The 21,902-nt window shown below is 64.8% G+C and carries 21 protein-coding genes; 7 read left to right on the plus strand and 14 right to left on the minus strand.

Features of this window, described 5'->3' with window-relative positions; translation table 11 throughout:
* Positions 1 to 32: 32 nt before the first annotated feature.
* Entirely contained in the window at positions 33 to 419 is a 387-nt protein-coding gene (locus EJC47_RS01425; protein WP_126845177.1) for a winged helix-turn-helix transcriptional regulator, read from the minus strand.
* A gap of 86 nt (positions 420 to 505) precedes the next feature.
* Here EJC47_RS01425 and EJC47_RS01430 point away from each other — a divergent pair, with 86 nt between their 5' ends.
* From EJC47_RS01430 to EJC47_RS01440, 3 genes are all read left to right on the plus strand, one after another.
* Positions 506 to 1,360, plus strand: a complete 855-nt coding sequence (locus EJC47_RS01430; protein WP_126845178.1) for an NmrA family NAD(P)-binding protein — start codon at positions 506 to 508, stop codon at positions 1,358 to 1,360.
* 64 nt (positions 1,361 to 1,424) lie between these two features.
* Complete coding sequence (locus tag EJC47_RS01435) at positions 1,425 to 2,438, plus strand: adenosine deaminase (RefSeq protein ID WP_126845230.1); 1,014 nt, start codon at positions 1,425 to 1,427, stop codon at positions 2,436 to 2,438.
* Positions 2,435 to 2,953 (plus strand): phosphoribosyltransferase, encoded by a 519-nt coding sequence (locus EJC47_RS01440; RefSeq protein WP_126845179.1) that lies wholly within the window; start codon positions 2,435 to 2,437, stop codon positions 2,951 to 2,953. The genes EJC47_RS01435 and EJC47_RS01440 overlap by 4 nt, the downstream gene beginning before the upstream one ends.
* Before the next feature lie 116 nt (positions 2,954 to 3,069).
* Here EJC47_RS01440 and murA read toward each other — a convergent pair whose 3' ends face one another.
* The 4 genes from murA to EJC47_RS01460 all read right to left on the minus strand — a co-directional run bounded on the left by murA (position 3,070) and on the right by EJC47_RS01460 (position 7,611).
* On the minus strand, positions 3,070 to 4,353 hold the full coding sequence (murA, locus tag EJC47_RS01445) for a UDP-N-acetylglucosamine 1-carboxyvinyltransferase (protein WP_126845180.1): 1,284 nt from the start codon (positions 4,351 to 4,353) through the stop codon (positions 3,070 to 3,072).
* Positions 4,354 to 4,434: 81 nt separating this feature from the next.
* Positions 4,435 to 4,776: an ATP-dependent Clp protease adapter ClpS gene (gene clpS / locus EJC47_RS01450; protein WP_029622891.1), complete on the minus strand. Its 342-nt coding sequence runs from the start codon at positions 4,774 to 4,776 to the stop codon at positions 4,435 to 4,437.
* Between the two features lie 131 nt (positions 4,777 to 4,907).
* Positions 4,908 to 5,744, minus strand: a complete 837-nt coding sequence (locus EJC47_RS01455) for a phasin family protein (protein WP_126845181.1) — start codon at positions 5,742 to 5,744, stop codon at positions 4,908 to 4,910.
* 121 nt (positions 5,745 to 5,865) lie between these two features.
* Complete coding sequence (locus tag EJC47_RS01460) at positions 5,866 to 7,611, minus strand: PHA/PHB synthase family protein (protein WP_126845182.1); 1,746 nt, start codon at positions 7,609 to 7,611, stop codon at positions 5,866 to 5,868.
* Positions 7,612 to 7,782: 171 nt separating this feature from the next.
* Here EJC47_RS01460 and EJC47_RS01465 point away from each other — a divergent pair, with 171 nt between their 5' ends.
* From EJC47_RS01465 to EJC47_RS01475, 3 genes are read left to right on the plus strand one after another with little or no spacing between them, the layout of a single operon-like run.
* Positions 7,783 to 8,991, plus strand: coding sequence for an LL-diaminopimelate aminotransferase (locus tag EJC47_RS01465; protein WP_033965302.1), 1,209 nt, complete (start codon positions 7,783 to 7,785; stop codon positions 8,989 to 8,991).
* A gap of 12 nt (positions 8,992 to 9,003) precedes the next feature.
* Positions 9,004 to 9,777, plus strand: a complete 774-nt coding sequence (locus tag EJC47_RS01470) for a sulfite exporter TauE/SafE family protein (protein ID WP_033965300.1) — start codon at positions 9,004 to 9,006, stop codon at positions 9,775 to 9,777.
* Positions 9,777 to 10,205, plus strand: a complete 429-nt coding sequence (locus EJC47_RS01475) for an acyl-CoA thioesterase (RefSeq protein ID WP_126845183.1) — start codon at positions 9,777 to 9,779, stop codon at positions 10,203 to 10,205. The genes EJC47_RS01470 and EJC47_RS01475 overlap by 1 nt, the downstream gene beginning before the upstream one ends.
* Positions 10,206 to 10,212: 7 nt before the next feature.
* On the opposite strand, the gene EJC47_RS01480 is transcribed toward EJC47_RS01475, so the two are convergent.
* Complete coding sequence (locus EJC47_RS01480; RefSeq protein ID WP_126845184.1) at positions 10,213 to 10,950, minus strand: hypothetical protein; 738 nt, start codon at positions 10,948 to 10,950, stop codon at positions 10,213 to 10,215.
* 63 nt (positions 10,951 to 11,013) lie between these two features.
* Positions 11,014 to 12,465 (minus strand): ATP-binding protein, encoded by a 1,452-nt coding sequence (locus EJC47_RS01485; RefSeq protein WP_126845231.1) that lies wholly within the window; start codon positions 12,463 to 12,465, stop codon positions 11,014 to 11,016.
* A gap of 104 nt (positions 12,466 to 12,569) precedes the next feature.
* Between EJC47_RS01485 and EJC47_RS01490 the strand changes: the two genes are divergently transcribed.
* Positions 12,570 to 13,622, plus strand: a complete 1,053-nt coding sequence (locus EJC47_RS01490; protein ID WP_033965296.1) for a LacI family DNA-binding transcriptional regulator — start codon at positions 12,570 to 12,572, stop codon at positions 13,620 to 13,622.
* A 56-nt stretch (positions 13,623 to 13,678) separates the two neighbouring features.
* Here EJC47_RS01490 and EJC47_RS01495 read toward each other — a convergent pair whose 3' ends face one another.
* The 7 genes from EJC47_RS01495 to EJC47_RS01525 form a co-directional block, all read right to left on the minus strand.
* Entirely contained in the window at positions 13,679 to 15,100 is a 1,422-nt protein-coding gene (locus EJC47_RS01495) for a sugar porter family MFS transporter (RefSeq protein WP_405053002.1), read from the minus strand.
* 27 nt (positions 15,101 to 15,127) lie between these two features.
* Positions 15,128 to 16,000 (minus strand): SMP-30/gluconolactonase/LRE family protein, encoded by an 873-nt coding sequence (locus EJC47_RS01500; protein WP_126845185.1) that lies wholly within the window; start codon positions 15,998 to 16,000, stop codon positions 15,128 to 15,130.
* Complete coding sequence (locus EJC47_RS01505; protein WP_126845186.1) at positions 16,000 to 16,752, minus strand: SDR family NAD(P)-dependent oxidoreductase; 753 nt, start codon at positions 16,750 to 16,752, stop codon at positions 16,000 to 16,002. Before EJC47_RS01505 ends, EJC47_RS01500 begins: the two co-directional genes overlap by 1 nt.
* Positions 16,749 to 17,882: a fumarylacetoacetate hydrolase family protein gene (locus EJC47_RS01510; protein WP_126845187.1), complete on the minus strand. Its 1,134-nt coding sequence runs from the start codon at positions 17,880 to 17,882 to the stop codon at positions 16,749 to 16,751. Before EJC47_RS01510 ends, EJC47_RS01505 begins: the two co-directional genes overlap by 4 nt.
* Positions 17,883 to 17,996: 114 nt before the next feature.
* The gene (gene xylA, locus EJC47_RS01515) at positions 17,997 to 19,307 is read right to left on the minus strand and encodes a xylose isomerase (RefSeq protein WP_126845188.1); all 1,311 of its coding nucleotides are present in this window, start codon (positions 19,305 to 19,307) and stop codon (positions 17,997 to 17,999) included.
* A 17-nt stretch (positions 19,308 to 19,324) separates the two neighbouring features.
* Positions 19,325 to 20,779: a xylulokinase gene (gene xylB / locus EJC47_RS01520; RefSeq protein WP_126845189.1), complete on the minus strand. Its 1,455-nt coding sequence runs from the start codon at positions 20,777 to 20,779 to the stop codon at positions 19,325 to 19,327.
* Between the two features lie 8 nt (positions 20,780 to 20,787).
* Positions 20,788 to 21,879 (minus strand): glycoside hydrolase family 43 protein, encoded by a 1,092-nt coding sequence (locus EJC47_RS01525; protein ID WP_126845190.1) that lies wholly within the window; start codon positions 21,877 to 21,879, stop codon positions 20,788 to 20,790.
* Positions 21,880 to 21,902 lie beyond the last annotated feature (23 nt).

Consider the following 21,902-nt stretch of genomic DNA (forward strand, 5'->3'; position numbering starts at 1 on the left):
CGGGTGGCGCAAAGTGTCGCCCGGGCTGACCATCATGCCGCGACCGGTGCTGGCTCCAGCAGCAACGGCAGCGACGATTCGATCCAGTCCGCCAGCGCGGCGACTCGGTCCGCCGCCTCACGCCCCAACGGGGTCAGCGTATAGTCTACGCGCGGTGGCACCTCGGCATAGCTCCGCCGATCGACCAGGCGACATCCTTCCAATTGCTGCAACGTCTGCGCCAGCATCCGCTCGCTCACGCCGCTGACCTTGCGACGCAGCGCACTGAAGCGCAGCGTGCCTGATCGCAACGAGAGCAGGGTCAGCACCCCCCATTTGCTGGTGACATGGTTGAGGATGAGACGGGACGGGCAATCCGGGCTCAGCACATCGCCGCGTTCCAAAGCGTCCGAAAGCGGGGTGGTGCTGCTATCTACCATTTTATCACTTACCTTTTTGTGCGTACTTATTTTTCATAAGCTACACGCCTAGATGGTGCGTCTCAATGGTTTTTGGGAGTGCTATCATGATTGCCGTTACCGGAGCGTCGGGCCAACTCGGCCGCCTTGTCATTGCTGGCCTGCTCGAGAAAGTTGCCCCCGAGACGATCGTTGCGCTGGTGCGTGACCCTGCCAAGCTGGCCGATTTGGCCGCACAGGGGGTGGTTGTCCGAGCGTTTGACTATAATCACGCCGAAACCCTTGTCGGCGCGCTCGCCGGGGTCGATCGCCTGCTGCTGATCTCGTCGAGCGAGATCGGCCAGCGCGTGGCGCAGCATCAGGCCGTGATCGCCGCCGCCAAGGCCGCCGGGGTCGGCTTCATCGCCTATACCAGCCTCCTCCATGCCGACACCAACCCGCTCAACCTCGCGATCGAACATCGTGCGACCGAACTGGCCCTGGCCGACAGCGGCGTGCCGCACGCGCTGCTCCGCAATGGCTGGTACACTGAAAACTATGCGCAAAGCGCCCCGATGGCGGTCGCGCATGGGGCGGTGTTGGGGAGCGCGGGCGCGGGCCGCATTTCTGGGGCGGCGCGCGCCGATTACGCGGCGGCGGCCGTGGCCGTGCTGACCGCACAGGAAGCCAAGCCCGCGACCTATGAACTGGCGGGCGACGATGCCTTTACGCTGGCCGATCTGGCGGGGGCGCTGAGCGATCTTTCGGGCAAGGCCGTCGTCTATCAGGACCTTCCCGAAGCCGACTATCGCGTTGCGCTGGAGGGGGTCGGCCTGCCCGCACCGATTGCGGCGATGCTGGCCGAAAGCGACACCAAGGCGGCCAACGGCGCGCTGTTCGACGATCGCCATGCGTTGAGCGCCTTGATCGGCCGACCGACCACGCCGTGGCGCGCGACGCTGGAAAGTGCGCTTAAAGGGTGAAGCGGGGGCCGTGGGCGGTGGTTCGGCGCTTGCCCACGGCCAGCAACGCCGCAATGGTGTCGCCATGACCGAGCCCGACTTCATCGCAGGCCTGCCCAAGGCCGAACTCCACCTCCATATCGAGGGCAGCCTTGAGCCCGAACTGATGTTCGCGCTCGCGCAGCGCAACCAGGTCAGCATTCCTTTCGCCAGCGTCGAGGATGTCCGCGCCGCCTATAACTTCTCGCGGCTACAGGATTTTCTGGACATTTATTATGCCGGGGCGGACGTATTGCGGACGGCGCAGGATTTCCACGATCTCGCCGCCGCCTATTTCGATCGCGCGGCCGCCGATGGCGTCGTCCACACCGAAATCATGTTCGATCCGCAGACGCACACCGCGCGCGGTATTGCCTTCGACACGGTCATCACCGGGCTGCTCTCCGCCATTGCCGACGCGGAGGCGAAGCTCGGCATGACGGTGCTGCTGATCATGAGTTTTCTGCGCCACCTCGACGAAGCCGATGCCTTTGCCACGTTGGAGGCCGCCGAGCCCTGGCTCGACCGGATTGCGGCGGTCGGGCTCGACTCGTCCGAACTCGGCCACCCGCCGGAGAAGTTCGCGCGCGTCTTCGCCGCGGCCCGGGCGAAGGGCTTGAAGCTGGTCGCGCATGCCGGGGAGGAGGGGCCGCCCGACTATGTGCTGCAGGCGCTGGACGTGATCGGCGTCGACCGGCTCGACCATGGCAATCGCAGTCTGGAGGACCCGCTGCTCGTCACGCGGCTCGCGCGCATGGGCATGACGCTGACGGTGTGTCCGCTCTCCAACCTCAAGCTGTGCGTGGTGGACGATATGGCCGCACACCCGATCGACCGGATGCTGCGCGCGGGGCTGCGCGCGACGGTCAATTCGGACGACCCGGCCTATTTCGGTGGCTATGTCGCCGACAATTACCGCGCTGTGGCGGCGGCGCGCGGGCTGGGCCGCGCCGATCTCGTCACGCTGGCGCGCAACAGTTTCCTGGGCTCGTTCCTGCCCGATGCCGCCGTGGCGGAGCATCTGGCGCGGCTGGATGCCTATGTGGAGGCGGCGGCATGACGATCTACACCCCGATCCCGCAGGACCGCTTCGTCGCCGATATCCGCCTGTTGGCGGCGCGGTTGAGCGAAGATGCGGCCTGGGTGCCGACCTTCCTGATCGGCATTGGGCGCGGCGGGCTGGTTCCGGCGGTGTTCCTGAGTCACGCAAGCGGCCTGCCGATGCTTTCGGTCGATTTCTCGGCGCAGGTCGAGGATTTCGCGCTCGACCCGATCGCGCGGCTGGCGGCGCGGACCAAGGCGGGCGAGCGTTTCCTGTTCCTCGACGACATCAACGATACGGGCCGCACGATCGCGCGGTTGCGGGCGATGCTGGCGGCGGCGGGCGCGGTGCCGGGCAGCGTGCGCTTCGCGACGCTGCTCGACAATATCCGCTCGGGCGAGCGCGTCGAATATCATGCCCGCGAAATCGACCGCGCGGTGACCAAGGACTGGTTCGTCTTCCCGTGGGAAGCGGTCGCGCCCGACCTCGCGATCCAGGCCGATGCCGCCGCGGTGCCGGAGCGGACGGCTTAACCGTCGCCGACTTGCCCGCGCCCCGTTCGTTTCGAGCGTAGTCGAGAAACAGCAACACGCGCTGTGCCAGGTTTCTCGACTTCGCTCGAAACGAACGGGAGCGGTGGCGTCCGCCCTTAACCGTCGCCGACGCGCTCGATATCGGCCCCGACCGCGCTCAGCTTTTCCTCGAGCCGCTCATAACCGCGATCGAGGTGATAGACGCGGCTGACTTGCGTCTCGCCCTCGGCGACGAGCCCGGCGATGATCAGGCTCATCGAGGCGCGCAGATCGGTCGCCATCACCGGCGCGCCGACCAATTTGGGCACGCCGCGCACCACGGCGGTGCGGCCCTGCACGAGGATGTCCGCGCCCATCCGCGCCAGTTCGGGCACGTGCATGTAACGGTTCTCGAAGATCGTCTCGGTCAGTACGCTGGCACCGTCGGCCAGGCACAGCATCGCCATGAACTGCGCCTGCATATCGGTCGCGAAGCCGGGGAACGGCGCGGTCGACAGCGTCAGCGGCTTGATGCCGTTGGTCGCGGAAACCAGCAGATTCTCACCGCGCTCCTCCAGCGTCACCCCGGCCGCGATCAAGGCGGCGGTGGTGGCGCGCATATCGTCCATCTTCACGCCGACCAGTTCGACCGAACCGCCCGTAATGGCGGCGGCGCAGGCATAGCTGCCCGCTTCGATCCGGTCGGGCATCACGCGATAGGTTGCGCCGTGGAGCCGGTCGACGCCTTCGATTTCCAGCGTCTCGGTGCCGATGCCGGAGATCTTGGCCCCCATTGCGACGAGCAGATTGCACAGATCGACGATTTCGGGCTCGCGCGCGGCATTTTCGATGCGGCTGCCGCCCTTGGCCAGCACCGCCGCCATCACAACATTCTCGGTCGCGCCGACCGAAACGATCGGGAAGGTATATTTGCCGCCCGGCAGACGCCCGCCCGGCGCGATCGCCTTGACATAGCCCGCCGCCATTTCGAGCTGCGCGCCGATCGCCTCCAGCGCCTTCAGATGCAGGTCGATCGGGCGATTGCCGATCGCGCAACCGCCGGGCAGCGATACGGTCGCTTCGCCCGCACGCCCGATCAGCGGGCCGAGCACCAGGATCGAAGCGCGCATCTTGCGCACGATGTCATACGGTGCTTCGGTCGCGGTCAGCTTACCCGCGCGGATCGTCATCACCCGACCGAAATCCTCGGGCCGCGCGCCCTCGATTCGAGTTGAACACCCAAGCTGGTTGAGCAGATGCCCGAAGCTGTCGACATCGGCCAGACGCGGCAGATTGCGCAGCGTCACCGGCTCCTCGGTCAGCAAGGCGCACGGCATCAGCGTGAGCGCGGCGTTCTTGGCACCGGAAATGGGAAGACGGCCCGACAGGCGATTGCCGCCGCGAATGAGAATACGATCCATGGATCTCGTTTATCGCCTCGCACCGCCCGCGCAAGCACGATAGGCGAATTGCGACGAGGCGCGCAGAAACGTCCGGCTAAATCAGGCCTTTTCCAACATGCATTGCAGCGGATGCTGGTTCTGCCGCGCGAAATCGATGACCTGGCTGACCTTGGTCTCGGCGACTTCGTAGCTGAAGATGCCGCACACCCCGACGCCCTTCTGGTGGACATGGAGCATCACCCGGGTCGCCGCCTCCATATCCATGCGGAAGAAGCGCTGCAGCACGAGCACGACGAATTCCATCGGGGTGTAATCGTCATTGAGCAGCAGCACGCGATAAGGCGTCGGCTGCTTGGTCTTGGCGCGGGTGCGCGTTGCGACGCCCAGGCCAGTGCCGTCGTCCGGCCCGTCCCCGGTTCCGTCATCACGGCGTTCCGCCATCGAGATTGCGCTACGGTCGATCATCTGTTGCCTAAAATATGGCATTGCCGGGGGTGAGGGCAAGGGGGCAAACAAAAAGGGCGGCCCCAGCCGGGACCGCCCTCTCCTGTCCGATGTGGACGAAGATCAGCTTATGCGCTGATCTTGATCTTCTCGGCGGCAAGCGCAACGCGGTTCGAGATCGGCTGGGCGACCTCACCGGCGAGCTTCACCAGCGACTCGGTGTTCTTCGAGGTTTCGGCGACGATCGAGTCGAACGCGCTGCGAACATAGTCGCTCTGCAGCTTGAAGAAGTCCGACGGGGTCTTGACGCTCGACAGGCTCTTCAGCGCGGCGGTCGCGCCTTCGAAATGCTTGCGGCTATATTCGGCGGCGTCCTGGCCCATCGTCTCGATGCCCTTGGCAGCGATCTTCGACGATTCGACGATGGCTTCAACGTTCCCCTTCGAGAATTCGTTGAATTCCTCGACCAGCTTGGTGCCCTTTTCAACGGCCGTCTTGGTGCGATCGTTGACATCGGCGAACAGGGCCTTGGCCTGTTCCTGGACCTTGTCGGTAGCGGCTTTGATGGTGTTTTCCATGGTGAAGATTTCCTTCTGCGTAACGGTCGGCGCGGCGGCGGCGACGGGTTTGGGGGCTTCGACGGTAAGAACCGGGTCAGGGATACGAACAGGCTCGGGCGCGGACACCGCTGGAGCGGGCACTTGGGGTGCTGCTGCAATCGGTGCCGGTGCGACCTCGTCGACGGCAGGGGCCACGACGACCGGTTCGGGCACTTCCGGGACCGGGGCCGGAAGCACTGCAGGAACCGGTGGGGTTTTCACCGCAGCGGCGGCGGTCCGTGTCTTGGGAGCAGCGGGTTTTGCGGGAGCGACGCCAGCCTCGGCCACGGCCGATGGTCCGGCCGCCTTCGCGGCCGGTTTTGGGGCTTTCGGTGCCGCGTCTGACTTTGGGCCCTTGCTTGCCATGATCGGATCTCTCCTACACCAATGCTGCACTGCAATATAGCAGCACTGGTGCCAAATGCAAGCGAAATGTTGCACTGCAACATAAGTGAAACTCCGTAGTTTCGGCCCTCCCCTTCGATCTTTAACGCTGCTTTACGTAACGTCCGGGCGCGTCCTCGAGTGCCTTGAGCGAACCCTTGCCCGGTTGGCGCGCGCCCTTGGCGGGGACCATCGCCGCATCCTGATCGCGCAGCCAAGCGACCCAGTCGGGCCACCAGCTCCCCTTGGTCTCCTGTGCCCCGGCGACAAACGCCTCGAGCGTCTCGACCGGCTCGGGATTGAGCCAATATTGATATTTGTTCGCGCTCGGCGGATTGACCAAGCCGGCAATATGCCCGGATCCCGCCAGCACGAACCGGCGCTCGCCAGAGAACAGCCGCATCAGCGCCCACACGCTTTCGGCCGGTGCGATATGGTCCTCGCGCCCGGCCTGGATGTAGCTCGGCGTCTTCACCAGCCCGAGATCGATCGGCGTGCCCAGCGCGCTGAGCGCCCCGGCCTTGCTCAGCAGATTGTCGCGATACAGGTCGGTCAGATAGCGCATGTGCCACTGCGCGGGCAGGTTGGTGGTGTCGCCATTCCAGTGGAGCAGGTCGAACGGGGCATAATCCTTGCCCAGCAGATAATTGTTGGTGACATAGTTCCAGATCAGGTCGCGCCCGCGCAACTGGTTGAACACCGCCGCCATGTAGCGCCCATCGAGAAAGCCATCCGGGGTGAGCGTCTTGAGCAACTCAAGCTGATCGTCGGCGACGAAATACAGCAGTTCCCCGGCTTTCTCGAAATCGACCTGGGCCGTAAAAAAGGTCGCGCTCTTGACCGTGTCACCTTCCCCTCGCGCCGCCAGCACCGCGAGCGTCGCGGTGAGCGTCGTGCCCGCCACGCAATAGCCGATGGTGTGGACCGCGGGCACCTTCAGCACGCGCCGCACCGTGTCGATCGCATCGATTTGGGCGGCGATATAATCGTCCCACACCACGTCCTTCATGCTGGCATCGGCCGATCGCCAGGAAACCATGAAGACGGTGATGCCCTGTTCGACCGCCCAGCGAATGAAGCTTTTCTCCGCGGTCAGGTCGAGAATGTAGAAACGGTTGATCCATGGTGGGAAGATCACCAGCGGCACCGCCAGCACATTGGGCGTGGCAGGGGCATATTGGATCAGTTCGTACAGATCGGTGCGATGGATCACCTTGCCCGGCGTGGTCGCCAGGTTGCGGCCGAGTTCGAACGCGGTCTGGTCGGTGTGCGTCACCTGCCCCTTGGCGAGATCGGCCAACATGTTCTGCAGGCCCTTGAGCAGATTTTCGCCACCGGTCTCGATCGTCTTTTCAAGCACTTCCGGGTTGGTCGCGGGGAAGTTGGACGGGCTGATCGCATCCAGAAAACCGCGCGTAGCAAAGCGCATCTGTTCGCGCTGCTTGTCATCAACGCCCTGGAGCGCGTCGACCTGGGCGAGAAGCTGGTCGGAAAAGAGGAAATAGCTCTGGCGGATCCAGTCGAACAGCGGATCGGCACGCCAGCGCGGATCTTTGAAGCGCTTGTCACGGGTGCGCTCGACCGATTCTTCCGCAGCGGGCACTGCCTCGCCGGGGGCGAGCATCCGCTGCCACAGAGAGACGCTGTCGGCCCAAAAATCGCGCACGCGGCCCATCGTGGCGGGATCGGTCAGCCCCGGGATCGGCGGCAACGCCGATTCCGCCGCGCCGAGTGTCGACAGGCCCTGTTCCAGCAACATCTGCTGCGCGCGACCGAGGACCCAGGTCCAATGCTGCAACTCGGCGAGGCTGGGCATGGCGGCAGCGCTAGCGTTCGTGGATTCGGCCATGACATCCTCTTCTGGTGCGGGCGAGCATACCCCGATCTCGCCCTTGCGCGAAAGCGCGGATCACCACGCGTGCGGCGAAACCCGCGCGCTTCGTTATATTGGTGTGCGGCGGGGTGACGGCGCGACACATAATGGCGTAAGGAAGGACTCCCTCCAGCCGGAATCCCTGCAATGTCCGACGAATTCTATCGCATCAAGCGCCTGCCGCCCTATGTCATCGCCGAAGTGAACGCGATGCGAGCGGAAGCGCGGGCGACCGGCGAGGACATCATCGATCTCGGCATGGGCAACCCCGATCTTCCGCCGCCACCGCATGTCATCGAGAAATTGATCGAAGTGGTGCGCAAGCCCGACGCGCATGGCTATTCGCAATCCAAGGGCATTCCGGGGCTGCGCCGCGCGCAGGCCAATTATTACGGCCGCCGCTTCGGCGTCGATGTCGACCCAGAGACCGAAGTCGTGGTGACGATGGGGTCAAAGGAAGGGCTCGCCAGCCTCGCCACCGCGATCACCGCGCCGGGCGACGTCGTGCTCGCGCCCAACCCGTCTTACCCGATCCACACCTTCGGCTTCATCATCGCCGGCGCGACGATCCGCGCAGTGCCGACGACGCCCGACGACGCCTATTTCGAGTCGCTGGAACGCGCGATGGCCTTCACCGTCCCGCGCCCGTCGATCCTGGTGGTCAACTATCCTTCCAACCCCACCGCCGAAGCGGTCGATCTCGCTTTCTATGAGCGGCTCGTCGCCTGGGCGAAGGAGAATAAGGTCTGGATCATCTCCGACCTCGCTTATTCGGAGCTCTATTTCGACGGCAAGCCGACGCCATCGATCCTGCAGGTGCCGGGCGCGAAGGACATCGCAATCGAGTTCACTTCGCTCAGCAAAACCTATTCGATGGCGGGCTGGCGGATCGGCTTCGCGGTCGGCAACAAGACGTTGATCGCGGCGATGAGCCGGGTGAAGTCCTATCTCGATTATGGCGCTTTCACCCCGATCCAGGCGGCGGCGTGCGCGGCGCTCAACGGCCCGCAGGACATTGTCGAGACCAATCGCCAACTCTACCACAAACGCCGCGATGTGCTGGTCGAGAGTTTCGGCCGCGCCGGGTGGGACATTCCCGCCCCGCCCGCCTCGATGTTCGCCTGGGCACCGTTGCCCCCGGCGCTCGCGCACCTAGGCAGCCTTGAGTTCTCCAAACAATTACTGACTCACGCCAAGGTCGCGGTTGCGCCAGGGGTGGGATACGGTGAAAACGGGGAAGGCTTTGTGCGCATCGCGATGGTCGAAAACGAACAAAGGCTCCGCCAGGCGGCGCGCAACGTGAAGAAATATCTGGTGTCGATGGGGGTTAATATTCCCAGCGCAAAGGCCGGCTGACCGCCGCCCCGGATGATCATCACCCCGCTGTATTCGCTGGCCGGCGTACTCGTCGGGCTGCTCGTCGGGCTGACCGGGGTCGGCGGGGGATCGTTGATGACGCCGCTGCTGGTGCTCGCCTTCGGTTTTCATCCGGCGACCGCCGTCGGCACCGACCTGCTCTATGCGTCCGCCACCAAGAGCGTGGGGACGACGGTGCATGGCTGGCGCGGGACGGTCGACTGGCACGTGGTGGCGCGACTCGCCGCCGGCAGCGTGCCCGCGACGATTCTGACGATCATCGTGCTGCATTACGCATCGGAAAAGCAGGATACCGGCCATGCGATCTCGGCGGCGCTGGGCGTCACGCTGGTGCTGTCGGCGGTGGCGACGATCTTCCGGGCGCGCATCGTGGGCTCGCTGACGCGCCTGTTCGGCACGATCGGGACTGCGCGGCTTAAATGGCTGACGGTGCTGCTCGGTGCGGTGCTGGGGGTGCTGGTGTCGGTTACCTCGGTCGGCGCGGGGGCACTTGGCATGACCGCATTGCTGATCCTCTATCCGACCTTGCCGATCAACCGGCTGGTCGGGTCCGATATTGCCCATGCGGTGCCGCTGACGCTGCTCGGGGGCTTTGGCCACTGGCTGCTCGGGTCGGTCGATGGGACGTTGCTGTTTTCGCTGCTGCTCGGGTCTATTCCTGGAATCATCGTTGGCAGTTTGGTCGCATCCCGCATATCCGACCGCGTCTTGCGCCCGATTCTCGCAGCGGTGCTTGCCATCGTCGGTTTAAGGCTCTTGTTTTGATGACGCGTCCCGGTTTCGCTTTTTCGACTCGTTTCAAGGTCCGCTACGCCGAAATTGACGGGCAGAAGGTGGTCTTCAACTCGCGCTATCTCGAATATGCCGATGTTGCGGTGAGCGAATTCTGGGAATGGACCGGTATCGGTGCCGCGCTCGGCGACGCGTGGACGCACACCGAATTCCATGTCCGCCGCACCGAGATCGACTATCTGAAGCCCTTCGTGTGGGGCGATACGATCGAGGCGTTCGTCCGCATCGCGCGGGTCGGCGGGTCGAGCCTGACGCAACGCTTCGAGCTGTGCCATGCGGAGACCGGCGCGCTGCACACCGTGATCGATATGGTAATCGTCAACGTCCACTTGCCCACCGGCAAGCCGCTTCCGATCAGTGACGACATCCGCGCCTATCTGGACACGCTGCCGACAGGCTAAGCCTGCGTTACTTCTGGAAGCCGACGGTCAAATCGAAGCGGATCCGCACCCATGCCCCAATGATAGGCTTGCCACCGATCCGGGGCGGGCGGACCCGGAACTGCCATGCCGCCAGCCGCAGCGCGCGCGCCAGCCCGCCACCCGGCGGCGATTCATCCAGCCCGCGACAATTTTCGACGCGGTAATCGGGCGCGGTCCTGCACGCGATCAACGCCCAACCCGAATCTGCCTTCGCATAATCGCGGAGATATGGTGCCATCTCGGCCCTGCTCGGCTGCCCGTGTAACCATTCGGCATTATACAGCGCGGCACCGCCCGGCCCCTGCCCTGGCCCGTAAGCGGCAACGCTATCCTTGCCATTACCCGAATCGTCGCCCTCGCCTTGATGCGCAGGAATCTTGCCGATGTCGGACGCGGCGAATTCGTCTGAGCTTAGCTCGATCAGCTTGGAGGGCACAGGCGTCTTCACCGGGGGCGGCCCGACCGGCGGCGGCGGTGCGGCTGAGGTTTTGGTCACCACCTTGCGCTTGTTCGCCACCCTGGTCTTTTGCGACTGCTTGGACTGGAGCGGGCCGATCGGCTTCACGTCGAAGGTGATGAGCGGTTTTTGCTTCTCGGTCTTATGAAAGATGCCCGTGCCAAGCTGCAAAAGCAGCAATGCCACCAGCGCCTCGACGACGAGTGCCAGCGCGATGCCGCGGAATCGTCCTTTGCCCGATTCGGATCGATAGGACATGGCAGACATCGTGCCGCGCCTAGAGTGCGCCGTGCCGCACTGCAACCAGTTCGGCGTAACCTGAACGCTTTGTCATCCAGCGTCGGCGGGCGCCGTGGTCCATCCCAAAGCGGGGATCGTCATCGAGCGCTTGCCCGACAGATCGGTCCGCGTCACCAGCAGGTTGCGGCCCTCAATATAGCCGATCACGCGCCGCGCCCGTCCGAGCGAACTGGTGCCATAGGTCTGCGCCACCGCCTCGTCGCTCGGGCATGGCAACCCCTCCCGCGCGGCCTTCGCCACCAACAGGAAGCAGCCGAGCATTTCGTCCGGCAGATCGCGTGCCAGCGCCAGCGCTTCGCCCCAATCACCGTCGAGCCCCTCGAAAATTCCCGCCCGCCCGGCCGCCAGCCGCCGCGAAAAGCCGGACGGATCAAGCGGCGCAGGATGCACACCGACCATACGGCAGCGTACCTGAAAATCCTGGTACAACACTGCCGCCGGGCGCGCGGTCGAATCCGCGTCCGCGACGATCGCGCGCAGCACGTCGGTGACGATCTGGGCAAGCTCCTCGGGGTCGCGTTGCGGCAGCATCTGAACGGGATCGGGCGCGACGACGGTTTCGATCTGCGCGAACACAGATTCGGCGGGGACCGCGCGTGGCGGCGGCGGGGCGGGCCGCACCGGCTCCTCCATTTCCGCAAACAGGAATTGCCGCATGTCGCCCGCCTGCGCATCGGGCAGCGGGATCAGCGCAGGACCACCACCCCGCGAGCCGGTTTCGACCGTGCCGATGCGAATCGCCACGGGTCGGCGCGATACCGCCGGCCCCAGCGCGAGGAAGGTACCGCGCGCAAGATCCCGGATCTGCTCGGCCTGCCGCCGCTCCATCCCCAGCAAATCGGCCGCGCGCGCCATGTCGATGTCGAGGAAGGTGCGCCCCATCAGGAAGTTGGAGGCTTCGGCGGCGACGTTCTTGGCGAGTTTGGCGAGGCGCTGCGTCGCGATGATCCCGGCGAGCCCGCGCTTGCGGCCACGACACATCAAATTGGTCATCGCGCCAAGCGAGGCGCGGCGGACTTCCTCGGTCACTTCCGCCCCCATTGAGGGCGCGAACACCTGCGCTTCGTCGACCACCACCAGCGCCGGAAACCAGTGGTCGCGCGGCGCATCGAACAGCGCCGACAGAAAGGCGGCGGCACAGCGCATCTGCCCTTCCATCTCCAGGCCTTCGAGATCGAGCACCACCGAAGTGCGATGTTCGCGGATGCGCGCGGCAAAGCGGGCGATCTCCGCCACCGAATACTCCGCAGCCGTAATGGCGACATGGCCATAGCGTTCGCCGAGCGTAACGAAATCGCCCTCGGGATCGATGATGATCTGCTGCACCTGCCCTGCACTGCGTTCGAGCAAGCGGCGCAGCAGATGCGATTTTCCCGAGCCCGAATTGCCTTGCACGAGCAACCGCGTGGCCAGCAATTCTTCGAGATCGATCGGGACGGGCGCGCCGCCCGCGTCGAGGCCCATGTCGACTTGAAACGTCATCGCGGCCACATGGCCGATGCGGGGGGGCATGGGCAAGTACCATCGCGACACCGGCTTGCCGTAGCGCACCACTCCGCCATAGAAGTGGCATAGAAAGGACGTGCATGAAGGAAATTCGCAGCTCGCGTCGTCAACATAATGTTCCCACCATCACCGATGTCGCGGCCCATGCCGGGGTCTCGCCGATGACGGTGTCGCGGGTGGTGAATGGCAAGGGCAGTGTTCGCCCCGCGACCCGCGCCAGCGTCGAATCCGCGATCGCGGCGCTGGGCTATGCGCCGAACGCCGCCGCGCGGGCGCTGGCGGGCGGCGAGGAGATCCGCATTTGCCTGCTGCATACCAATCCCTCGCTGACCTATTTCAGCGACTTCCTGGTCGGCGGGCTCGATCAGGCCAGCCGCAGCAACGTCCAGCTCGTGATCGAGAAATGCGAAGAGGATGGCCATGAGGCGGCGACGATCGAACGCCTGTTACAGGGGCGGATCGACGGCATCGCCCTGCCTCCGCCGCTGAGCGATTCGCCCGTGGTGCTGGCCGCCCTTGAAGGCCACGGCATCCCGGTGGTCGCGGTGGCAACCGGACGCGCGCCCGATTGGGCGCTTTCCGTCAGCATCGATGACCGTCGCGCCGCCTATGACATGACGCGCCATCTCGGCGCACTCGGCCACACGCGGATCGGCTTCATTACCGGCGACCCGAAACAAACCGCCAGTGGCGAGCGGCTGGCCGGGTATCGCGCGGCCCTTGCCGATATGGGGCTGGCGTTTTTACCCGAACGTGTCGGTGCCGGGCTGTTTACCTATCGTTCCGGGCTGGAGGCGGCGGAACGGCTGCTTGGCCTGCACGAGCCGCCGACCGCCATCTTTGCCTCGAACGACGATATGGCCGCGGCCGCCGTGGCAATCGCCCACCGCAAAGGGCTCGACGTACCGGGCGACCTGACCGTGTGCGGGTTCGACGATACCGTGCTGGCGACGACGATCTGGCCCGAACTCACCACCATCCGCCAGCCGGTGACCGAAATGTCGCGCACCGCGATCGAGCTGCTGGTGCGCGAAATCCGCATGCGCAATGCCAATGACAGCAGCGTCGATCATCCGCACGTGCTGGCGGACTATGCGTTGATCCGCCGCCAATCGGATGCGCCGCCAAAATAAAAAGAAGGGCGCTGACCGAAATCAGCGCCCTCGCCTTTCCTGCTATCCGAGGGCTCTTATCCCTCCATCGCTTCCAGTTCGCGGCCGCGCGTTTCCTTGACCATCGCCTGGACGAAGAAGAACGAGATGCCTGCGAACACGGCATAGCCTGTATAGGTGACCGCCAAGCCGGGCGACACCGCCAGCGCCGGGAAGCTGACCGAGATCGCCGCATTGGCGATCCACTGGGCAAAGCCCGACACCGCCAGCCCCGACCCGCGGATCTGGTTCGGAAACATTTCGCCCAGCATGACCCACATGATCGGGCCCCAGCTGAAGTTGAAGAAGACGACGTACAGATTGGCCGCGACCAGCGCGATCACGCCGTTATTACCGGGCAGCGACACTCCGCCATCAGGCGCGGTCACGGCGGTCGAGAAGGCATAGGCCACCGTCGCCAGCGTTACCGCCATGCCGGCCGAGCCGATCAGCAGCAGCGGCTTGCGCCCGATCTTGTCAACGAACGCGATCGTGAAGACACACGCGCCAATCGACAGCACGCCCGACAGAATGTTGGTCTGCAGGGCATAATCCTCGGAGAAGCCGACCGCTTCCCACAAGGTTGCGCCATAATAGAAGACGACATTGATGCCGACGAGCTGCTGGAACACCGCGAGCCCGATGCCCGCCCACAGAATCGGGCGGATCTTGCCGGTGGTCTTGTCGATCAGGTCGGACAGGCGCGGCTTGTGATGGTCGGCGGCCAGGCTCGCGGCGATCTCGGCGACCTTGCGATCGGCCTCGTCGGACCCGAACAATTTGGTCAGCACCGCGCGCGCGCGCTCGGTATGGCCCTTTACGACGAGATAGCGCGGGCTTTCCGGGATCGTGAGAAGCGCCAGGAAATAGATCGCCGCCGGCAGCGCCTGCAGCCAGAACATCCAGCGCCATGCCGGAAAGCCGAGCCAGAATTGCGCGGTCGAGCCGCCAGCATAGCGGGCCAGCGCGAAGTTTGCGACGAACGCGCCGGTCAGACCGGTGATGATCATCACTTGCTGCACACTCGACAAGCGCCCGCGGATCGACGCCGGGGTAACTTCGGAGATGTACACCGGCGAAATCACGCTGGCGGCACCGACGCCAAGGCCGCCGATGATGCGCGCGACGATGAACAGGATCGAGCTGCTGGCACCGCCCGCGAGCAGCGCGCTGATCAGGAACAGCACGGCCGCCCCCATCATCACCGTGCGGCGGCCATAGGCATCCGACAAGCGCCCCGCGCCGAACGCACCGATCGAGGAGCCGACCAGGATCGCGCCCACATTGATGCCGATGCCGAGCTTGCCCAGCTCGAACGCCGCCTCAAGCCCCTTCTGGGTGCCGTTGATGACGCCCGAATCATAGCCGAACATGAAGCCGCCGATCGTCGCCACCACGACGATCGAAGCGATAAAACCTATATTGACCCGTTGCATGTCGGGTTGCGCCAGCGTTGCCATGATCCGTCTTCCGCTCCCTATCGATTGTTATATTTTTGCCGCATGTGTCGCCATCCCTTGGACCCCGGGGTCGAAGGCGAACAGATTGCCCGCCTCGGGCTGCGCCGCCAGTTCGGCGGCGCTCAACCCCTTGCGCGCAGTGGTGGCATAAGCCGTGCGCAGACCCGCGCCGCCAAAAGCGATCTTGGTGATGTTGGCGACAGGGAAGCGTACCGTCTCGATCAGCGTGCCCGCCGGATCATAATGCCGCACACCCCAGCCGCCAAACAGCGCGACCCACACGCCGCCATCGGCATCGGTGGTCGATCCATCGGGATGGCCCTCGCCCGCCGCAATCTCGACGAACGGCGTGGGAGCGCCCAGCGTGCCGTCTTCCCGGATCGGCACCTGCCACACCGTCCGCCCCAGCGTATCGGTGTGGTAGAGCGTGGTGCCATCGGGCGAGATCGCCGGACCGTTGGTGATCGCAACCGGCTCGAGACCCGCATCGGCACACCCACGGTGATCGTGCCGATACAGCCGACCGCTCTCCGCTTGCTCGCCATTGTCCATGCTGCCGAACCAGATCCGTCCGGCCGCATCGGTCGTCGCATCGTTCAGGCGATTGCCCGGCATATGCGGCTCGGGATCGATCAGCGGCGTAAAGCTGCCACCCGCCGGATCGAACCCATACAGACCGGATTGCACCCCGACGACCATCCCGCCGCCCGCGCGCGGCAGCACCCAGCCGACTTCGCCCGGCGCGGTCCAGGATGAGATCGCCGCAGTCGCGGGATCGAACCGAAACACCAGATGCCGCTTGATATCGACGCACCACAAAGTCTGCGTGGCGACGTCCCACATCGGCCCTTCGCCGAGCGTTGCGCCGAGCGGCGCGATCGTGACGGGTGCGCTCGCCATCAGCGCCAACCCGCGTCCACGAAATAATCGTGGCCCGTACACATATGCGCATCGTCCGAGGCCAGGAACAAGGCAAGCGCCGCGACGTCAACCGGCTGGATCCGCCCCGACAGGCATTGCGCCGCGACGATCTCGGCTTCGCCTTCGGGTGTATACCAGCGCTGCTGGCGCGGCGTCTGCACATTGCCGGGCACGATCGTGGTGACGCGGATGCCGTCGCGCCCGAGATCACGCGCGAGACCGCGCGTCATGCCCTCGATCGCGGCCTTGGCGGTCTGGTACAGCACGAGATCGGGCAAGCCCAAATGCCAGCTGATCGACCCGAAATTGATGATCACACCGCCGCCCGCCGCGCGCATGCCCGGCACTACGGCTTGTGCGGCGAAGAACAGATGGCGCAAATTGGTCGCCATCCGCTCGTCCCAATATGCCGGGGTCACCTCGTCAACGCTATGGCGATCGTCGCTCGCGGCATTGTTGATGAGAATGTCGATCCCGCCGAGATCCTCGGCAATCGCCGCGATCGCTTCACCCAACGCCGTCGGATCACGCAGATCGCAAAAGTGGAAGCGACCGGGGGCAAAGCGCTCGGCAATGTCCGCGCCCGCAGTCTGGTCGACATCGATAAAGGCGACGTTGGCCTGTTGCTCGGCAAAGGCTTGGACCAGGCCTGCGCCAATGCCGCTGGCACCGCCCGTCACCAGCACCCGCTTGCCGACAAGGCTCGGGTAAATCGCGCGCGTGCCGGTCACTTGCTCGTCTCCAACAGGCCGCGCCCGGCCAGGTTTGCGATCAGCGCGCGAATCCCGAAATCCCACGGTGCCGCATCGCGCGACGTGACCACGCGGTTGGTCAGCCGCCCAAGCCGGTCACTCGCGATCGTCACGCGGTCGCCAATCTTGTGGGTGAAGCCCCGGCCCGGCTCGTCGCGATCCTGCACCGGCGCGAACAGCGTGCCGAGGAACAGCGCAAAGCCGTCGGGATATTGGTGTTCACTCAGCGTCTGGCGCACCAGATCGAGCGGATCGCGGCTGATCTGGCTCATGCTACTGGTGCCTTCCAGCACATAGCCGTCCGCGCCCTCAATCCGCAGCCGCACTTCGGCGCGGCGCACATCGTCGATGGTGAAGCCATCGTCGAACAGCCGCACCAGCGGCCCGAGCGCGCACGACGCATTATTGTCCTTGGCCTTACCCAGCAGCAGCGCCGAGCGCCCCTCGAAATCGCGCAAATTGACGTCATTGCCAAGAGTTGCGCCGACCGCTTTGCCACGACTGTCCACCAGCAAGGCAATTTCCGGCTCGGGATTGTTCCAGGTCGAATCCGACCGGATACCGATCTCGGCATCGGGCCCGACGCTGGAGAGCACCGGGGCCTTGGTGAACACTTCGGCATCGGGGCCGATCGCGACTTCGAGATATTGCGACCACAGGCCGTCCTCGATCAGCGCCCGTTTAAGCTCGGCCGCTTCCGTCGTGCCGGGAACGACCGCGCGGATCGAGCCGCCGACGCGCGATTCGAGCCGCGCGCGGATGTCGGCAGCAGCAGAGGAATCCCCGCGTGCGCGCTCCTCGATCACGCGTTCGATCGCCGAAAGCGCGAAGGTGACCCCGCACGCCTTCACGCATTGCAGATCGACCGGTGCCAGCAGCCGCGACAGATCCGCTCCAAACGCGCCCAGCGATACCCCGCCCGATGCGCTGAAATCCCCCGATTCGACCAAATCGGCGACCGTCGGCGCGCGCGCGGACATGTCGAACGCTTCGCCCCGCACAACCAACATCGGGCTCGGCCCGGCATCGGTCGCAATACGACCGACAAACACGCCGTCCTGCCAATCCACCGGTAGCGCCGACGCGCTTGCGTCGTTCTCGCTCGCCATTAACCCCTCCACGCGACCCTCATCCTTGATAGCGTTACCTTGACGACCGCCCCGGCGCTGTCAAGCACCGGGGCGGTCGGCTGGTGACACCGATACTGCGTATCCTAACCGCTGTTAAATGAAGCGATTGATCAAATTTTCGATTCGCTCCTGGCGGCCCGAACGCGGCTTGGGGTCGATCGCCTGTTCGACCGCCAGGTCAGCGATCGCGGCAAGATCGAGCGTGCCGATTTGCTGGCCAAGATCGCCCTCCCATCCGGCATAGCGTTCGGCCTTGATCGCGTCGAGACGACCGTCTTCGATCAGCGCGGCGGCATTGAGCAGCCCCTTCGCCACCACGTCGATTGCGCCAACATGGCCATAGAACAGGTCGATCGCGTCCATCGACTGGCGCCGCACCTTGGCATCGAAATTGAAGCCGCCGGTGGTGAACCCGCCCGCGCGCAGGATTTCGAGATTGGCGAGCGTCAGTTCTTCGACGGAATTGGGGAATTGGTCGGTATCCCAGCCATTTTGCGGATCGCCGCGGTTCGCATCGATCGAGCCGAAGATGCCGAGCGCCGCTGCGGTGGCGATCTCATGCTCGAAGGTGTGGCTGGCGAGGGTTGCGTGGTTCGCCTCGATATTGACCTTCACTTCATTCTCAAGGCCATAGCGCTTGAGGAAACCGTACACCGTAGCGGTGTCGAAGTCGTACTGGTGCTTGGTCGGCTCGAACGGCTTGGGTTCGATCAGGATCGTGCCGGTGAAGCCGATCTTGTGCTTGTGCTCGACGACGAGCGACAGGAAGCGGCCGAGATTGTCGAGCTCGCGCTTAAGATCGGTGTTGAGCAGCGTCTCATAGCCTTCTCGACCGCCCCACAGCACATAGTTTGCGCCACCCAGACGATGCGTGGCTTCAAGTGCGTCGCGCACCTGCATCGCGCCGAACGCGAACACTTCCGGATTGGGGTTGGTCGCGCCACCAGCGGCAAAGCGCGGGTGGCTGAACAGGTTGGCGGTGCCCCACAACAGCTTGCGGCCCGACGCTGCCTGAAGCTGCTCGAGATGATCGACGGCTTCGGCGAAATTGCGGCGATGCTCGGCGACAGTGGTCGCATCGGCCATCACGTCGACATCGTGGAAGCAGTAATATGGAATATCGAGCTTGGTGAAGAACTCGAACGCAACGCGGCGTTTATGCTCGGCGGCGGCGGCATCATTGGCACCGGCATGCCACGGACGGTTGAACGTACCTCCGCCAAACACGTCCGACCCCGGCCAGCAGAAGGTGTGCCAGAAACAGGCGGCGAAGCGCAGATGGTCTTCCATCCGCTTGCCGAGCACGATCCGGTCCTTGTCGTAGAAACGGTATGCAAGATCGTCGTCGGTGCCTGGGCCTTTGAAGGTGATCTGGGGAATATCGGCGAAGAAATCGGTGGCCATCGGGCGCTCCTTGGGGGTCAATTGGAGTGAGTAAGGGGAGAAATCTGAGCGTAAGCGGCGCGGAACACCGCTTTCTTGGGCGCGAGCCGCGCCGTCAGTTCAGCGTTGGGCGCGATGCGGTGCGACACCGGCGGGGCGACGCACACCTCGGCCGGGGTGCCGCCATCGACCGCGATCTGCGCGAGCCGCGCGGCCCCGAGCGCAGGGCCGACCTCGCCGCCCTTGAGATACACCAACGGCACCTCCATCGCGGCGGCGAGCGTCTCGCCCCAGTAACGCGACCGCGCGCCGCCGCCGATCACGGCCAGTTCGGCAACCTCGGTCCCGGCCTCGCGCAGCACGTCGAGCCCGTCAGCGAGCGCGAACGCCACGCCTTCCAGCACCGCCTGCGCAAGCCGGTTGGGATCGGTATCGTTGTCGAGCCCGACGAACGCACCCCGCACTTGCGCGTCGTTATGCGGGGTGCGCTCGCCCGAGAGATAGGGGAGGAAAATCTCAGGCCCGTTGGCCACGCCCGCCGCTTCGGCGCGCTGGAACACTTCGGCGGCACCGCTTGCCCCTGTCAGGCGCGCGACCCAATCGATGCAGGATGCCGCACTCAGGTGCACCGACATTTGGTGCCACATGTCGGGCAGGCAATGGCAGAAGGCATGGACCGCGCGTGCCGGATTGGGCCTGAAGCGATCATTGGCGACGAAGATGACGCCCGAGGTGCCGAGCGACAGCAACGCCTTGCCATCGGTCACGACGCCCACACCCGCCGCCCCGCCGGCATTGTCGCCGGCCCCGCCCGCGACGGGAACCTGCGCAATTCCCCAGGCCTTGGCGATGTCCGCACGGAGCACCCCGGCGACATCGGTGCCCTCGACAAGGCGCGGCATCTGCGCTTGCGTCAGCCCGCACGCCGCGAGCAACGTGTCACTCCAGCGCCGACCGGCGACGTCGAGCCACAAGGTGCCGGCAGAATCCGACATGTCGGAGGCTTTCTCGCCGGTCATGCGTAGACGGACATAATCCTTCGGCAGCAGCACGGTCGCGACCTGCGCGAAAATGTCGGGCTCGTGGCGGCGCACCCATTCGAGCTTGGGCGCGGTGAAGCCCGGCATCACGATATTGCCACCGATCGTGCGAAACTCGGGCGTTGTCGCTTCAAGCACGGCGCATTCGGCGAAAGAGCGTCCGTCATTCCACAGGATCGCCGGGCGCAACGGCCGATCGTCGGCACCGAGCAAGGTCGCGCCGTGCATTTGCCCGGCGAGCCCGATGCCGCGCACCGCGCGGCGGACCGCCGGGTCGATCGCCAGCACCGCGGCGCTGGTCGCCTGCCACCAATCCTCCGGGTTCTGTTCGGACCATAAGGGGTGCGGGCGCTGCACGCTCAGCGCAGCGGTGCCCTGCCCAACCACCGCGCCGTGCGTGTCAAGCACGACCGCCTTGACGCCCGACGTACCGATATCGATTCCGAGAAACATCGCAGGCCTTATTTGACGAAAGGATCGATCGGCTTGATCGTCCCGTCGGCGTTGAAGGAAAGTTCGGTCACCTTGACGTTGCGCAGGTGGTTCTTGTTGCTGAGCTGCGTGTCCGCATAGAACAGCCACCATTTGCCGCCGGTCTGGATGATCGAATGGTGCGTCGTCCACCCCTGCACCGGCAGCAGGAAATGCCCGCGATAGGTGAAGGGCCCGTAAGGATTGGTGCCGGTCGCATAGTTCAGGAAATGCGTGTCGCCGGTCGAGTAGGTGTAATAATATTGGCCACCGCGCTTGAACACCCACGATGCTTCGAAGAAGCGCCGGTCATGGTCGCCACCGAGGATCGGCTTGCCCTTTTCGTCGAGGATCACTGCATCGCGCGGAGTCTCGGCGAAGCTCTTCATATCGGCATTCATGCGCACGACCTTGCCGGTCAGCGCCGGCTGATCATCTTGATGCAAATCGGTATCGCTGCCGTTGGCATCGAAGCTGCCATTCTTCCAGCGCTGGAGCTGCCCGCCCCAGATGCCGCCAAAATACATATAGCTCTTGCCGTCCTGATCGGTGAACACCGCCGGATCCATCGAGAAGCTGCCCGCGATCGGCTTGGGCTCGGCCTTGAACGGGCCCATCGGATTTTTCGAAGTAGCGACACCGATGAGGAACGTGCCCAACCCGTTCTTGTCACGGGCTTTGTCGCGCGCCGGGAAATACAGATAATAGGTGCCGTTCTTATAGGCGGCATCGGGTGCCCACATTTGCTGCGACGCCCACGGCACCTGCTTCACATCGAGCGCGACCGGGCCCACCGTGACGGGGCCGCCAATGCGATCCATCCGCAGCACACGGTAATCGTGCATCGCATATTCGTTGCCCAGATCATCGTCGGGAATGGCGGTCGGCACGTCGTGGCTTGGGTAGACGTAAATCTTGCCCGCAAAGACATGCGCGGACGGGTCTGCCGTGTAGATCGATGTCACCAGCGGCTGCGACAGATATTTCCGGCCATCCGGGGCCCGATCCGGAATCCGATCCTGGGCAAGCGCCAGCGTGGCCACGCCACACATCATCACTGCCCCAATCACGCGATACGCCATCATTCCTCTCCCGATGCGCGTAA

This window comes from Sphingomonas sp. TF3, assembly GCF_003985085.1.
In the GTDB taxonomy this organism is placed as follows: domain Bacteria; phylum Pseudomonadota; class Alphaproteobacteria; order Sphingomonadales; family Sphingomonadaceae; genus Sphingomonas.

What these genes read in the sequence shown, in the direction of transcription:
- EJC47_RS01425 (WP_126845177.1), bottom strand. Translation starts at nt 419, where the DNA reads ATGGTAGATAGCAGCACCACCCCGCTTTCGGACGCTTTGGAACGCGGC.
- EJC47_RS01430 (WP_126845178.1), top strand. Translation starts at nt 506, where the DNA reads ATGATTGCCGTTACCGGAGCGTCGGGCCAACTCGGCCGCCTTGTCATT.
- EJC47_RS01435 (WP_126845230.1), top strand. Translation starts at nt 1,425, where the DNA reads ATGACCGAGCCCGACTTCATCGCAGGCCTGCCCAAGGCCGAACTCCAC.
- EJC47_RS01440 (WP_126845179.1), top strand. Translation starts at nt 2,435, where the DNA reads ATGACGATCTACACCCCGATCCCGCAGGACCGCTTCGTCGCCGATATC.
- murA (WP_126845180.1), bottom strand. Translation starts at nt 4,353, where the DNA reads ATGGATCGTATTCTCATTCGCGGCGGCAATCGCCTGTCGGGCCGTCTT.
- clpS (WP_029622891.1), bottom strand. Translation starts at nt 4,776, where the DNA reads ATGGCGGAACGCCGTGATGACGGAACCGGGGACGGGCCGGACGACGGC.
- EJC47_RS01455 (WP_126845181.1), bottom strand. Translation starts at nt 5,744, where the DNA reads ATGGCAAGCAAGGGCCCAAAGTCAGACGCGGCACCGAAAGCCCCAAAA.
- EJC47_RS01460 (WP_126845182.1), bottom strand. Translation starts at nt 7,611, where the DNA reads ATGGCCGAATCCACGAACGCTAGCGCTGCCGCCATGCCCAGCCTCGCC.
- EJC47_RS01465 (WP_033965302.1), top strand. Translation starts at nt 7,783, where the DNA reads ATGTCCGACGAATTCTATCGCATCAAGCGCCTGCCGCCCTATGTCATC.
- EJC47_RS01470 (WP_033965300.1), top strand. Translation starts at nt 9,004, where the DNA reads ATGATCATCACCCCGCTGTATTCGCTGGCCGGCGTACTCGTCGGGCTG.
- EJC47_RS01475 (WP_126845183.1), top strand. Translation starts at nt 9,777, where the DNA reads ATGACGCGTCCCGGTTTCGCTTTTTCGACTCGTTTCAAGGTCCGCTAC.
- EJC47_RS01480 (WP_126845184.1), bottom strand. Translation starts at nt 10,950, where the DNA reads ATGTCTGCCATGTCCTATCGATCCGAATCGGGCAAAGGACGATTCCGC.
- EJC47_RS01485 (WP_126845231.1), bottom strand. Translation starts at nt 12,465, where the DNA reads ATGACGTTTCAAGTCGACATGGGCCTCGACGCGGGCGGCGCGCCCGTC.
- EJC47_RS01490 (WP_033965296.1), top strand. Translation starts at nt 12,570, where the DNA reads ATGAAGGAAATTCGCAGCTCGCGTCGTCAACATAATGTTCCCACCATC.
- EJC47_RS01495 (WP_405053002.1), bottom strand. Translation starts at nt 15,100, where the DNA reads ATGGCAACGCTGGCGCAACCCGACATGCAACGGGTCAATATAGGTTTT.
- EJC47_RS01500 (WP_126845185.1), bottom strand. Translation starts at nt 16,000, where the DNA reads ATGGCGAGCGCACCCGTCACGATCGCGCCGCTCGGCGCAACGCTCGGC.
- EJC47_RS01510 (WP_126845187.1), bottom strand. Translation starts at nt 17,882, where the DNA reads ATGGCGAGCGAGAACGACGCAAGCGCGTCGGCGCTACCGGTGGATTGG.
- xylA (WP_126845188.1), bottom strand. Translation starts at nt 19,307, where the DNA reads ATGGCCACCGATTTCTTCGCCGATATTCCCCAGATCACCTTCAAAGGC.
- xylB (WP_126845189.1), bottom strand. Translation starts at nt 20,779, where the DNA reads ATGTTTCTCGGAATCGATATCGGTACGTCGGGCGTCAAGGCGGTCGTG.
- EJC47_RS01525 (WP_126845190.1), bottom strand. Translation starts at nt 21,879, where the DNA reads ATGGCGTATCGCGTGATTGGGGCAGTGATGATGTGTGGCGTGGCCACG.